The organism is Candidatus Halobonum tyrrellensis G22, assembly GCF_000495475.1.
GTDB lineage: Archaea > Halobacteriota > Halobacteria > Halobacteriales > Haloferacaceae > Halobonum > Halobonum tyrrellense.
The window spans coordinates 130,668-144,567 of sequence record NZ_ASGZ01000002.1; the positions used below are offsets into that span (position 1 = coordinate 130,668).

Consider the following 13,900-nt stretch of genomic DNA (forward strand, 5'->3'; position numbering starts at 1 on the left):
CCTCGACCGGTCGGTCGGCGGCGCGAGACGCCCGCACTCGGCCGTCCGTTGGGTATCAAAAGTGAGTTCCGGAACTCAACGGTTATCCGTGGGATTCGACACGACGACACTAGTGAACGATCTACGACTTACGAACATCACGCGATCGGCGGCGTCAGCCGGGCGTATCGCACGACGTGACGGGGGGTCGGCGTCGGTCGACGGCGGTCGGGGTCACGTGTGGGAGCGAGGAGGCGGGAGAACGTGAGGATCCGGACCAAACTGATCGCGATGTGTCTCGTGGTCTCGCTGATCCCCGTCTCCGTCGTCGGCGTCGTCGGCGTCCAGGAGATGGATGCGATCGGGTCGTACGCCCAAGAGCGGAGCACGAACCACATGGAAGAGCAGGTGTCCGGCGAACTCAACAACACGGTGAGCGCGCGCCAGGCGGGGATCCAGAACGTCCTCGACGGCCGGAGCGTCGACACCCGGTCGCTCGCCGACTCCTCGCCGGTGCAGAACTACTACGCCGCGGAGGCGGGTGAGTGGCGACTCGTCCAACGGCGGAGTCAAGCGCAGGTCGGCCACGTGGCGCTCCAGATGCACGCGACCGTCGAGAGCACGAAGCGGACGGTTCTCGAATCCGAGTACGGCGGACGGTCGTTCGACGACCTCTCGCCGGCCGAACAGCGGGCCGTCGAGGCGCGCGTCGAGCGGACGCTCGCGGGCACGAGCGGCGACGGCGTCGCCAACGACGGTACCCTCGCGGAGACGTTCCGGCCCGGCTACATCGGCGACACCGGCTACGCGTACATCACCGACAGCGACTCGAACGTCGTCGCCCACCACAGCCTCGACGACGGGTACAACCTCCGCGAGGACGCCTCGCTGGCGGTGTTCGACGACATCGCGGCGGAGGTGGAGTCGAACCCCGGCGTCCGGAACGGCGACGAGTGGGGGATCGCGGAGTACGAGTGGGAGGACACCACCCAGGCGGGGAACCCGTCCGAACACAAGTTCATCGCGTACACCTACCACGAGGAGTTCGACTGGGTGCTCGCGCCGAGCGTCTACTACTACGAACTCCAGACGACCGCGAGCGCGGAGGCGCGAGACCGGATCGAGGCCTCGTTCCGGAGCTACCTCACCACCCGGTCGGTGTCGATCGACGGCGAGGACGTGCCCGCGTACGACGAGGCGATCCTCACCGACGCGAGCGGCGAGACCGTCGTCGCCGTCCAGCGGACGGACGGGACCATCTCGACCGAAGAGGCCGAGCGGATCGACTACTACGAGGAGTTCGACGGCACCACCGGCGAGCAGTGGTTCGAGGCGACGAAGTCGCTCGCGAAGGGCGAGGTGCACGTCAGCGAGGTGCGACGGCTCGACGGCGAACGGGTGGCGTACGTCACGACGCCGGTGTACCGCGACGACGAGTTCGTGGGCACGGTCGCGCTCCGGTTCGACTACGGCATCCTCTCGTCGATGATCGACGGCGTCACCGTCGGCGACACGGGCTACCTGAGCATCGTAAACGAGGAGGGTCGGTTCGTGAGCCACCCCGACCCCGACCTGGTCGCCGGGCCGAGCATCGCCAACGAGTCGTACGCGGGCGGACTCGCGTCGGTCGCGAACGACCGGGTCCTCGCGGGCCAGCGGGGACTCGACACGTACGTCCGTACGGACGCGACCGGCAACGAGAGCCGCTACTACGCGGCGTACGCCCCGCTCCGGTTCGGCGACAGGCAGTTCGCGCTGCTGGCGACGGTGCCCGAGGAGGACGTGACCGGACCGACCGCCGCGCTCGGACGCGAACTGCGCGAGCAGACCGCCTCCGCGCGCGACTTCTTCCTCCTGTTGATCGGCGCGGTGGCCGTCGTCGTCGTCGGAGTCGGCTACGGCGCGGCACGTTACTTCTCGGGACCGATCGAGCGACTCCGCGACCGCGCGACGGCGCTCGCGGCCGGCCGGTTCGACGAGGAGAGCGAGAGCGGTGCGGCGTCCCGCGACGACGAACTCGGCGAACTCGTCGCCGCGTTCGACGACATGGAGGAGAACCTCGAAGGGCAGGTGGCCGAACTCCGGCGCGTCAGCGGCAACCTCGGCGAGGGACGACTCGACGAGGAAGTCAAGACCGACCTGCCGGGCGAGTTCGGCGCGATCATGGCCGACCTCGACGAGGGGGTCGGGAAACTCCGCGACGGGTTCGGCGAGATCCGCCGCGCGAGCCGGGGGATCAGGGCGGGCGAACTCGACCAGGAGGTCGACACCGACCTCCCCGGCGACTACGGCGCGGTGCTGTCGGACCTCGACGACGGCGTCGACCAACTCGCACACAGCTTCGATGAGATACGCGCGGCGAGCAGCGGCCTGCGCGAGGGGAACCTCGACCAGCGTCTCGACACGCAACTGCCCGGCGCGTACGGCGCGGTGACGAGCGACCTCGACGCGGGGATCGACGAGGTCGAACGCAGCCTCGCGGAGGTGCGCGCAGTCGCCGACCGGTTCGCCGAGACCAGCGCGGAGGCGGGCACGAGCGCGGCGGAGGTCGAAGCGGCGAGCGAGGAGACCGCCACGTCCGTCGAGGAGATAGCCGCCGGCGCCGAGCGACAGACCGAACAGCTCCAGTCGGCCGCCGGCGAGATGAACGACCTCTCGGCGACGATCGAGGAGGTGGCCTCCTCGGCCGACGGCGTCGCCGAGACCACGAGCGACGCCGCGACGCTCGCCGACCGCGGCCGGGAGCACGCGTCCGAGGCGACGGGCGAGATATCCGCGATCGAAGCCGAGACCGAGACGGCCGTCGAGGGGGTCGAAGGGCTCGGCGAGCGGGTCGACGAGATCGACGAGATCGTCGGGATGATCACCTCGATCGCCGAGCAGACCAACCTGCTCGCGCTCAACGCGTCGATCGAGGCCGCCCGCGCGGGCGAGGCGGGCGACGGGTTCGCGGTCGTCGCCGACGAGATCAAGACGCTCGCGAGCGAGGCCGAGGAGGCGACCGACCGGGTCGAGCGGCTGATCGACGAGATCCAGGCGGACGCCGACGAGACGGTCACCGACATGCGGTCGATGCGCGACCGCGTCGAGACCGGGTCGGAGACGATCGGCGATGCGATCGACCTGTTCGACGACGTCGCCGAGGCGATCGACGAGGCGGAGTCGAGCGTCACGGAGATATCCGAGGCGACCGAAGACCAAGCCACGTCGACCGAGGAGGTCGTCGCGATGGTCGACGAGGTGGCGAGCGTGAGCGAGGAGACGGCCGCGGAGGCCAACACCGTCTCCGCCGCGACCGAAGAGCAGACCGCCGCGGTAAACGAGGTCACGCGGAACGTCCAGCAGGTGGCGGAGTCGGCGGAGTCGCTCCAGCGACTCGTCGACCAGTTCGACGTCGGCGACGTCGACGTGGACGTGGACACCCGCGATGCCGGGGCGGTCGGCGCGGCGGGCGGCGACGCCGGCGACGGCACCGGGTCGGCGGTCGCGGACGGCGGACAGTTCGAGGAGAGCGGCACGGACCCCGGCGACGACTGACCGGTCGAACCGGGACGAAGCGCCGTCCGCTCCGCGCTACGCTCGGCTCGTCTCCTCGTCGGCGGGCGCGTGTTCGCGGCGCCGAACGCCGACGGCGACCACGTCCTGTTCGCCGCCGCGGCCGGTCCACTCCCACGTGACGGTCGTTCCCGCGTCGACTGCGACCGCCGCGGGGTCGAACGCCATCCCGCGGTCGCCCGCGCCGCGTCACTCCGGAGGGGTCTTCGCTCATGTCCGTTCGGTCCCGGGCGCGCTCGTGGGAAAAGCGTTCGCCGAACTCGGACCCAAATTCGACGGAGATCGTCCGACTGCGGTGGGGTTCGGAGCCGGCTCGGCGCTCGACGGCGTCGCCACGGCGACGGTGGCGGTCCCTCGCGGTCGGGACCAGTTCCGCCGGCGGGCGTGACGCGACCGAACCGCCTGTCGCTGTTCGCTCCCGCGCGTACGTAAACGCGTCCGACCTGGACAGCCTTAACCGCCTCCTCGACGGACCGGGACGGGTGGACCTATCGCTCGTCGACCTCGCGCCGATCCCGGAGGACGGATCGGCGACCGAGGCGTTCGAGAACACCGTCGAACGGGCACAGCAGGCCGAACGGCTCGGCTACTCGCGGGTGTGGGTGGCCGAACACCACGACTTCACCGACCGGCTGGCGAGCACGACCCCCGAGGTTCTGATCGCACACGTCGCCGCGAGGACCTCGGAGATCCGGGTCGGCTCCGGGGCGGTCCTGCTCAACCACTACAGCCCGTACAAGGTGGCCGAGACGTTCGGCGTGTTGGACGCGCTCGCACCCGACCGTATCGACCTCGGGCTGGGGCGTGCGACCGGGAACCCGGTGAGCGACCGCGCGCTCCAAGTGGACCGCGAGCGGAACGGGCGGCGCTCGGGCGCCGACCACGCCGAGAAGATAGACGAGGTGGCCGCCCACCTCTACGGCGGGTTCGACGACGACCACCCGTACGCCGAGTTGAGCCTCGCGCGGTCGCACGACGGCGCCCCCGAGGTGTGGGTGCTCGGCTCCAGTCCGTCGAGCGCGGAGATCGCGGGCGAACTCGGGTTACCCTACTGTTTCGCCGCGTTCATCCGGCCCACGCCCGCCGTCCGCGCGTTCGAGACGTACCGCGAGCACTTCCGGCCGTCGCCGTACGGCGCGGGTCCCGACGAACCCCGCGGCGCCGTCGCCGCGAACGTGGTCTGTGCGGAGACGGACGAGGAAGCGGCGCGGCTCCGCGCGACGGCCGAGGCGTCCCACCGCCGGCTGGCGCAGGGGCGCGTCGACGAACCCCCGATCCGGTCGACGGAGGAGGCGGTCGACGAACTCGGCTACGTCCCCGACCCGACGCCCGCGTCGGTCGAACCCGGCGAGTGGCCCCGACAGCTGTCCGGGAGCCCCTCGACCGTCCGGGCGCTGCTCGACCAGATGGCCGACCAGACCGGCGTCGACGAGGTGATCGTCCAAGAACAGGTCGCCGACCCCGACGACGCCCTCCGGTCGCACGAACTGCTCGCGGAGGCCGCCGACCTCTCGCCGCGGTAGCGGAGCGGGACGGACGCGCCCGTAGCGGGCGGGCGTCCGGTGACGAACCGCCGCGAGCGGGAGCCGGGTCGCTGGGCGCTACTCGGACTATTCGGCGTCGACGGGTCGATCGGCACTACTGGGCGTCGGCGGTCGATGCTACTCGGCGTCGGCGGGCCGGTGTCGAACCGCCGCGAGCGGGCCGTACGTCCCGCCGAGCAGGCGCTCGGCGAGCCAGCCATTCGCCCGCGCGAGCCAGTTGAGCAGGTGGAGACCGACCAGACAGACGCCGACGCCGACGGCGGCGACGGCGGCCGCCTCGCCGGCGGTGTCGACGCGCCACGCGTCGAGGGTGACGACCGTCTCGACGCCGACGAGCAGGCGGTCCCAGCCGAGGTACAGCGCCGGGTGGAACTCGACCGGCCGGTCGGAGACGACGCCGACGTACAGCCCCGGCTGGTCGTAGTAGAACGGGACGAACAGCAGCGCGACGCCCGTCACGAGCGTGTTCATCACGAGGACGAACGAGGCGACGCCGAACGCGAACCGGGCGGGCAGGTACAGCAGCGCCGCCCACGTGCTCAGGTCGGTGACGACCGCACGGAGGCGGTCGAAGAAGCCGCCCGCGGGCCGTGGCCGGGGCGTGAACTCGACGCCCAGCAGGGCCGCCGTCAGCCTGCGCTCCACCCCGGCCACTCCGAGCGTGACCGCGAGGACGAGCGCCAGGAGGGGGATGCCGACGACGACGACGGCCAGCGCCAGGCCGAACGAGACGCCGAGCGAGACGAACAACACGTAGACGAACCCGAGCGGGAACGCCAGCGAGAGGTAGAGGAGGTTCCGGTAGGTCTGCGGGCGGAACGGCACCGCGATGAACGACAGCGCGTGGCCGCCCGCCTCGGCGAGCGTCGGGACCATCGTGTGCGGGTCTCCCCGTGGCGATCGAATAAACGTTCGGGTCGACCTGTCGAGCGCGCACGTCGACACCGGGAACGAACCCCACCCGCGTCGACCGGCGGACGTGGGAGTCGAACCGACCGGGCCGGGTACGGCCGTGGGCGCGTCCGCAGTCGCGACCGGGTCCACCGCCGGCGGGAACCGACCGCCAGCGTGGATACGGCCGCGAGCGCGGGTGCGAACGCGAGTACGAGCGCGCGTACGGACGCCGACGCGACCGCCGGAACGGAGTGCGGGGAGTTTTCACGGGGCGGACGGTGCTCTCTGACGATGAGCGGCGACGCGGGCGGGACCGAACGCGCGGCCGCCGACGACGAGGAGGTGGTCGACCTCCTCGGCGACGACTACGTCCGGACCATCCTCGTCGAGACGCGCGAAGAGCCCAAGTCCGTCGACACGCTGAGCGCCGCCTGCGGCGCCGACCCGTCGACCATCTACCGTCGCGTCGAACGGTTGCGGGAGGCGGGGCTGCTCGTCTCCCACCAGCGTCTCGACCCCGATGGACACCACTACAAGGAGTACGGCGCGGCGCTCCGGGCGGTGACCGTCCGCATCGACCCCGACGGCTACGAGGTCGAACTCGACCGGGCACCCGAGGAGGACCCCGCCGACCGCTTCACCAGACTGTACGAGGGATTCAAGTGACACCGACCGGACTCGACGCGGCGTGGACGACCGCAGTGGCGACGGCGTGGCCGACCGCGTCGACGGCGCTCGGACCGCTCGCGACCACGGCGACCGGCGGGTCGCCGACGCTGGTACTGCTGGTGTTCGCCGCGCTGTTCGCCGCGACGCTGCTGTCGCTGTACCTCGCTACGCGCCTCTATCGCGGCTACCGTGCGGGTGGCGGCCGCGGCATGCTCGGCCTGTTCGTCGGGCTAGTGCTGTTGACGACGGTGCCCATCCTGTTACGGCTCGTCTTGACCAACGTCGGGGGCGTGCCCGCGACGACGCGCGCGCTCGCGGCCACGACCAGCCAACTGCTCGGCCTGCTCGTCGTGCTCGGGGTGGTGTACGACCGTGGTTGACCCGAGCGCGCTCGCGGTCGACCCCGCGTTGTCGGTCGGACTCTCGACTTCGACGGCGGTACCGGTCCCGGCTCCGTCCCCGCTCGCGGGCGCGCCGGCGGCGAGTGCCCCGCTCGGCGTCGACGCCGCCACCCTGCTGTTCGTCACCGCTGCGGTCACGGCGCTACTCGGGGGGTTCGTCGCGTGGCTCGCCTACCGGGGGTACCGCCGCAACGGGAGCCGGGCGATGCGGTTGCTCGCGGTCGGCGTCGTCTGTTTCACCGTCGTCCCCTTCCTCGCTACCTACGGCGCCGGGCCGGCGCTCGGCGCGTCGGACGCCGCGACCCTACTGGGCGTGCTCCTGTCGAACGTCGTCGGTCTCCTGGCCGTGCTCTACTCGCTCGACGGGACGTGACGCGCCGTCGACGCACCCACCGGCTCGGCGGTCCACTCGGTCACTTCAATCCTCCGCCGAGTCGCACGGCTCGCAGTCGGTCTAGCGGCTATACCGACCTGCCGTGTCTCGACGGAACCGGGCGCCCCGCACCCGCCGACCCACCGCGGGACCGCCCGCTCGCCACCCCCACGCTGACCACCTCACCGCGGCGCGTCCCAGCGTCGGTCCTCGGCGCGCCGTTCGCCCTCCGGACGTACCGCACGTCGTACCCCTGCTGACGCTCGCGCTCGCCCTCCTCGCGGCCCGAGACGCGTGGACCGGCGCCGCTTACCGCTGCTAGCGCGTCGTCTTCGCGGCCGCCGCGGTCGCCCTCCCGACGACCGTGGTCTCGCTGACCGTCGATCTCCCGGTTTCCCCGCTGGCGTACGGTGAGTCGAGGTTCTCGTGGTTGACTACCGGTTCGGACTGCGGACCGTCGACATCCGCTCCCGAGCGGCGCGGTCCGACCCGCTACATGAACCTTTCGACGAGTGGGTCGGCCCACAGGCACCGATGACGGTTGAAGTGGGTCGGGGTCGTGGGTGGAGTCGTGGATCGAACCGCTACGAGACGACGCTTCCTGGCCGGAGGCGCCGTCGCCGCTCTCACGAGTCTCGCCGGCTGTAGCGGTGCGACGCCGTTCGTCGGCAAACGCACCGAGTCCGACCGCACCCTCCCGCTCGACGGGGTCTCGACCCTCTCGGTCCACGCGAACGTCGGCGACGTCCGCGTCGTCGGCGAGGACCGCGACGACGCCGCCGTCCACGTCGTCAAGCAGGCGAGTTCCGTCACCGCCGACCTGTCGGGACTCACCCTCGCCGTCGAACCCGACGGGGACCACCTCCGCCTCCGCACCCAGTACGAGGGGTCGACCCCCTTCTTCGGCGGGACGCCGACGATGGACCTCTCGCTCCGGGTTCCCCGGTCGCTCGCCGTCGACCGCGTCCGGACCACCGTCGGCGACGTGACCGCGCGCGACGTCGCCGGGAACCTCGCGGCCGAGGCGACGACCGGTGACGTGCGCCTGCGGGGCGTTCGCGGCACCGTCACCGCCGAGGCGAGCACCGGCGACGTCGTCGTCGACGGCGCCGACGCGGTGGGCGACGTCTCCACCTCGACCGGCGACATCGACCTGACCGTCGCCGCCATCGACGGGTCGACCCGGTTCAGCGCCTCGACTGGGGACGTCACCGCCGCCCTCTCGCCGGACCTCGACGCCTCGTTGACCGCGCGGACGAACACCGGCGACGTGGTCGTCCAGGGGCTGTCGGTGACCGACACGACTCGCGAGGACGGGTTCGTCTCGGGAACGCTCGGCGACGGCGGCCCGAGCCTGACGATCGAGACGAACACCGGGGACGTGCGGCTCTCGGCGTACCGAACCGACGCGTAGCGTCGTGGACTCCCGGTATCGGTGATAGAGCGCGTGATGTAGTGGCGTAGTAACGTCGGTGATGAGCGGGTGGTGTAGTAACGTCGGTAATGAGCGAGTGAGGTAGTAACGTCGGTGACGACGGTCCCGGCGGTCCGTCGAACGGAGTGGAGAGTAGTCGGGGTGGACGGGGACCGGCGGAGCGGACCGGGAGATATCGACGCACGAACCACCCCCTCGGGTGGCACACCGTGTTTCCGGTGAAAGGAACGCTGCGTGGGCGGTCATCGGCCCGAATTCGCGGGTCCGATTCGGCCGTTCGGTTTTCGGATCGACGCCGGGTGAGTCTCGGGGTAGGGCACGGCTTCTCGACTCGCCCCTCGACCGGTCGCTCTCGTTCGCGTACCTCGCGTACGGACGCGGTCGACGAGTCCGTAGGGGACCTCCTGGCCGTTCTGCTTCCATCGGACGGCCGTGTTCCCGTCGGTGGCCGGGACACACCACGTTTCCGGTGAAACCTCGGCGCGGATGTTCCCTTCCCCCGATATCGCGGAGACGAGAGTCGACTCGATCCATTCTGGTCCATCTGGTCCATCCTGACCCATTCCCGTCTCATCTCTGCCTCCACCGTTTCCCTCCGGGGGTTGGGTGCGGCCCGTGCGTGTCCCGGACGAAGGGGAATCCGGGTCCCGGGGTGGAAACGGGTGGCGCGTGGAGGAGGTGGCCGCGCGCGCACACCACGTTTCCGGTGAAAGCCGTCGGAAGCGTCTCCGGGACGGGCGTTCACGGGGGGGGGAGCGCCGAGCGGCGTCTGACGTACTTTTATTACCCCTACTCCCTAATCGCTCATTGAGTCGATCGCGAAACGAAAGAAGAAGCGATCGGTATCGCTTCGGTGTTCGACTCGAAACAGTCGAACTGGTCCCGTCCACGACGATTCGGCTTCTCGTCTTGTCCTCCGTCTCGACCCATCCGAGCTCGTCTCCTCCTCGATTGACCTTCCGACTCCCGACTTCTCTGAACGCACCGCCCTTCCGGTGAAAACTATCCCGTTACCGTACAGTACTGCGATATTCGCCGACTCGGTTCGGTCCACCCAGTTCCCTCTTCCCCGTCTCGTTTCCGCCAGTCCCGGACCGAGTAGAGTACTTCCCCCGAGAACAGAGGAGATCGAGGGAGATCCCCCGAGGATCCCCCGCTTTTCCGTGTGACCACCTCGTTTCGCGTGGAAGCGCCTCGTTTCCCACGAAACTGCCTCGTTTCCCACGAAACTGCCTCGTTTCCCGTGGACCTCGACCCCGGTTTCGTCTGGGGTGGGGGCCCCTCCGCAGCCCGTTTCACCGGAAACGTGGTGTGTGTGTGCGGGGGAAAGAGTCAACACGATTCACCGGAAATCCGGTGTGTAAGGAAATGTCCGAGTCAGACGATCTGTTCATTCGGGAGGACCCCATCTTCGTCAACAAGGAACTCCTCGAGATCAACCACCTCCCCGACGAAGGACGGATCGTCGGTCGGGACGAGGAGATCAGCCAACTCGCCAACGCGGTCAACCCGGGTATCTTCGGACAGAGCCCGAGCAACGTCCTCATCTACGGGAAGACGGGCACCGGAAAGTCGCTGTGTGCGAAGTACGTCTCCAGTCGACTCGTCGAGACCGCCGACGAGGAGGGGGTCAGCGCGGCGCACGCGTACGTCGACTGCGCGCAGGACGGAACCGAGACGCAGGCGGTCCAGACCATCGCCAGCAGCGTCAACACCGAGGGGACCGACATCTACATCCCCGACAAGGGGATCAGCACCGCGACGTACTACAAGCGGCTCTGGACGATCCTCGACGAGGAGTACGACGTCGTCCTGATCATGCTCGACGAGATCGACAAACTGGAGGACGACGACATCCTGATGCAACTGTCGCGCGCGGGCGAGGCCGGCAAGCTCACCTCGTGTAAGATCGGCGTCGTCGGGATCAGCAACAAGATCAAGTACAAAGACCGGATGGACGAGCGGGTGAAGTCGAGCCTCTGTGAGCGGGAGTTCGTCTTCCCGCCGTACGACGCCTCACAGCTCAACGACATCATGACCGCCCGCAGCGACGCGTTCCGGGACGGCGTCCTCGACGACGGCGTCATCCCGCGCGCGGCGGCGCTCGCGGCGCGCGAACACGGCGACGCGCGGAAAGCGATCGACATCCTGCGGTACGCCGGCGAGATCGCCCAGTCGGAGGAGGCGGAGACCGTCCGCGAGGTGTTCATCACCCAAGCGCGCGAGCGCGCGGAGACCGACCGGTTCCGCGAACTCATCCGGGGGTCGACGCCCCACTCGCGGTACGTCCTCCAGGCGCTGACGATGCTGTTGATCAACAGCCAGGACGGCGCCCACGAGGGGACCGAGAACCAGGGGTTCCGGACGACCCGGATCTACGACCTCTACGAGCAGATCTGTCGGCAGGAGGGGTCGGACTCGCTGTCGCTCCGGCGGGTTCGCGACCTCCTGAAGGAACATGCCTTCCTCGACATCGTCGAACAGTCCCGCCACAGCGGCGGGAGCGCGGAGGGGAGTTACACCGAGCACACCCTCCTCGAAGACCCCGACGTGGTTCGGGACGTCCTCGCCGACACGATCGAGTGAGAGGCGGCCCCCGAGAGCGACCCCTCTCCGCCTCGCGACTCCCGACCCTGCGACCCCTCGGTACCGTTCGACTCGTCGTTACCGTTCACCGGAAGTTCGGTGTGCCCATCGGATGCTCGACGGTTCACCGGAAACTCGGTGTCTACGGGGACACCGGGCTTCCGGTGAACCTCCCGTGTCGTCCTCCCTGCTGCGGTATCTTCGGGTTCCCGGACCGATCCCCGTTCGCGTCCGACCGGGAGCCAAGGCGTTGCTCCGACGGTTCACCGGAAACCCGGTGTCCACCCCTGTGCGTCCGACCCAAGACGCGTGCGACGGGAGGCGACAGTCGTTCCGGGCCACGGGGTTTCCGAGTACACGTCGTAGACTCGGTCGTGCGTGGCTGTCGATCGTCTCGAACCCACGCCGCGTCCGCGGGTCGAGCCTCACCGGTCCGTCTCCTGCCACCGCTTCCGGATGGCCGTCGCCAGTTCGTCCGGACGCTGACTCCCGATCAGGAGGTCACGGTCGTCGGGCCGTTCCACGAAGACGCCGCGGGACCCGCTGACGTTGAACGCGACCGCCCTGGGTCTCCAGCGGATCCCCCACCCGCCGTACTCGCGGAGCGGCCGGTACCGCGTCGACTCGACCGACTCGACCGCCGACCAGGGGACCCGTCGGAACGACCGGTGGAAGGGGGCGAACCTGACGTAGAGTCCGTCGTCCCGTACCTCGGTGACCAGTCGGAGCGACCACACGAACGCGACGAGGGCGGCGGCGACGAGGACGCCGACGGGTCCGCCGGCGACGGCCGAGACCAGACCGCCCCCGACCACGACCGCCCAGAGCCACCGCTGGCGGAACCGTTGCACCTCGCGGAACGTACTCTCGTGCGACATCTCTCCGCTCATCGAGTGACGCGAGGAGTATGAGTGTTCGGGAGCGGAACCCCGATCGGGAAGCCAGAGCTGACCAAGACGACGAGGCGGATACCGCCGTTCGTGACACCTCGCGGCTTCGTTTACGGGTCTCGGCTTCGAGAGTGAGAGTGATGGTCGGCGCTGCTACACCCGCCGCTGCCCATCCGCAGGTAGCCCTGAAACGGTCTCACCCGGTCGACCCACTTTCGCTTACGGGTGGTTATTTGCCAGTGGCCACCGTCGGGTGCGTTCGATGGCTCCGTCAGCCGACGAGCAGGGGTCCGCCGGTCGTGTCCGGCCGCCGACGCCGCTCGAAGACGCCCTCGCCGCGTTCGTCGACCACGTCGCCAAGGGCGACTCCGGCCGCCACCGCGGCGAGGTCGCCCGCGTCGTCGGCGCCTTCGTCGACCGCGCCGCCGCTCGGGGGGCCGAGACGGTCGCCGACCTCGACGACCGACGGCTCGAAGCGTACGCCGACTACCTCTCACAGCGCGCGTGGGCCCGCGAGCGCGACCCCGACGCGGGCGTCACCGGCCGGACCGCCCACCAGTACTACGCGCTCGTCCGGTCGTTCTGTTCGTACCTCGTCGACCGGGACGCACTCGCGGACAACCCCGCGAAACGCCCCGCCGCGACCGGCGCGCTCCCCGACGAGAGCGTCGGCGTCCGCGACGCGTCCGGTCGCCAGCAGTTCTGGAGCCGCGAGACGCGCGAGGCCGTCGTCCGCTGGACGGACTGGCGCGCCGACGACGCCGTCGACGCCGGGTGGATGGACCCCGCACGGGCGATGCGCGACCGCGCGCTCGTCGCCGTCCTCGCCTACTCGGGCGCCCGCGGGGCCGAACTGTTCCGCGACCCGCAGAACGAGCGCCGACACGGGCTCCGGTGGCGGAACGTCGACTTGGAGACGGGGACGCTCCGGGTGTTCGGGAAGAGCCAGGAGTGGCAGGAGACGCCGCTGCTCCGACCCGGCGTGGAGCGACTCCGCGCGCACTACCGCCGGCAGGACCCGCCGACCGACGAGTGGCCGGTCTTCCCGACGAGCCACCTCCCGAGCCTGTACGGCGCGCTCGACGCGGCGGACGGCGTCGACGCCGACCCCACGCCGGAGACGGTGTGGGACCTGCTCCGGACGCACGGCGTCGCGCCGCCGGCGCTCACGACCGCGGGCGCGCGGCGGCTACTGAAGACGCTCTCGGCGGAGAGCGGTATCACCGAGGGCGGCGAGGCGCTGAAACCCCACGGCGCCCGCCGCGGACTCGGCGACGAACTGTACGACGTCTCCGCGGAACTCGCCCAGGAGGTCCTCCGACACGAGTCGGTCGAGACCACACACCGGAGCTACCGCGACGAGGACGTCGAGCGACTCCGGGACGCGGCCGAAGACGCGCTCCTGTAGTTCACCGACGCGCTCGACCGGATCGAGCGGGCGCAGGCCGAGGCCGAGTACGCGAGACGGCTCGGAGGGTAGCGACGCTCCGAATACCGTTCCCCGGTGCTCCCGGCTGTCGTGGCTCTCGGGAGTCGCCACGGTACGGTACGTTTCCCGCTACGGCGCGGCGGTC

General features: G+C 70.1%; 10 protein-coding genes and 1 pseudogene. 8 read left to right on the top strand and 3 right to left on the bottom strand.

The genetic code is table 11. The features are described 5' to 3' along the window. Positions 1-243: 243 nt before the first annotated feature. Entirely contained in the window at positions 244-3,516 is a 3,273-nt protein-coding gene (locus K933_RS00710) for a methyl-accepting chemotaxis protein (protein WP_023392745.1), read from the top strand. Between the two features lie 90 nt (positions 3,517-3,606). On the opposite strand, the pseudogene K933_RS18870 reads toward K933_RS00710, so the two are convergent. Continuing rightward, positions 3,607-3,720: pseudogene (locus K933_RS18870) on the bottom strand (halocyanin domain-containing protein); the annotation flags it as partial. A 296-nt stretch (positions 3,721-4,016) separates the two neighbouring features. Between K933_RS18870 and K933_RS00715 the strand changes: the two are divergent. Further along, entirely contained in the window at positions 4,017-5,057 is a 1,041-nt protein-coding gene (locus tag K933_RS00715; protein ID WP_023392747.1) for an LLM class flavin-dependent oxidoreductase, read from the top strand. 138 nt (positions 5,058-5,195) lie between these two features. Here K933_RS00715 and K933_RS00720 read toward each other — a convergent pair whose 3' ends face one another. Continuing rightward, the gene (locus K933_RS00720; protein WP_023392748.1) at positions 5,196-5,954 is read right to left on the bottom strand and encodes a sensor domain-containing protein; all 759 of its coding nucleotides are present in this window, start codon (positions 5,952-5,954) and stop codon (positions 5,196-5,198) included. 309 nt (positions 5,955-6,263) lie between these two features. Here K933_RS00720 and K933_RS00725 point away from each other — a divergent pair, with 309 nt between their 5' ends. From K933_RS00725 to K933_RS00745, 5 genes are all read left to right on the top strand, one after another. Beyond that, positions 6,264-6,638: a winged helix-turn-helix domain-containing protein gene (locus tag K933_RS00725; protein WP_023392749.1), complete on the top strand. Its 375-nt coding sequence runs from the start codon at positions 6,264-6,266 to the stop codon at positions 6,636-6,638. Further along, entirely contained in the window at positions 6,635-7,021 is a 387-nt protein-coding gene (locus tag K933_RS00730) for a hypothetical protein (RefSeq protein ID WP_023392750.1), read from the top strand. The genes K933_RS00725 and K933_RS00730 overlap by 4 nt, the downstream gene beginning before the upstream one ends. Continuing rightward, positions 7,014-7,415 carry a DUF7521 family protein gene (locus tag K933_RS18875; protein ID WP_023392751.1) on the top strand — a complete coding sequence of 134 codons (402 nt, stop codon included), beginning with the start codon at positions 7,014-7,016 and terminating at the stop codon, positions 7,413-7,415. Before K933_RS00730 ends, K933_RS18875 begins: the two co-directional genes overlap by 8 nt. 571 nt (positions 7,416-7,986) lie before the next feature. Next, positions 7,987-8,829 carry a DUF4097 family beta strand repeat-containing protein gene (locus K933_RS00740; protein ID WP_023392752.1) on the top strand — a complete coding sequence of 281 codons (843 nt, stop codon included), beginning with the start codon at positions 7,987-7,989 and terminating at the stop codon, positions 8,827-8,829. Positions 8,830-10,218: 1,389 nt separating this feature from the next. Continuing rightward, positions 10,219-11,436, top strand: coding sequence for a Cdc6/Cdc18 family protein (locus K933_RS00745; protein WP_023392753.1), 1,218 nt, complete (start codon positions 10,219-10,221; stop codon positions 11,434-11,436). Positions 11,437-11,861: 425 nt separating this feature from the next. Here K933_RS00745 and K933_RS00750 read toward each other — a convergent pair whose 3' ends face one another. Then, a complete protein-coding gene (locus tag K933_RS00750) occupies positions 11,862-12,314 on the bottom strand; it encodes a hypothetical protein (RefSeq protein WP_049947417.1) in 453 nt (150 codons plus the stop codon). A gap of 274 nt (positions 12,315-12,588) precedes the next feature. Between K933_RS00750 and K933_RS00755 the strand changes: the two genes are divergently transcribed. Next, on the top strand, positions 12,589-13,734 hold the full coding sequence (locus K933_RS00755; protein WP_023392755.1) for a tyrosine-type recombinase/integrase: 1,146 nt from the start codon (positions 12,589-12,591) through the stop codon (positions 13,732-13,734). Positions 13,735-13,900: the final 166 nt, after the last annotated feature.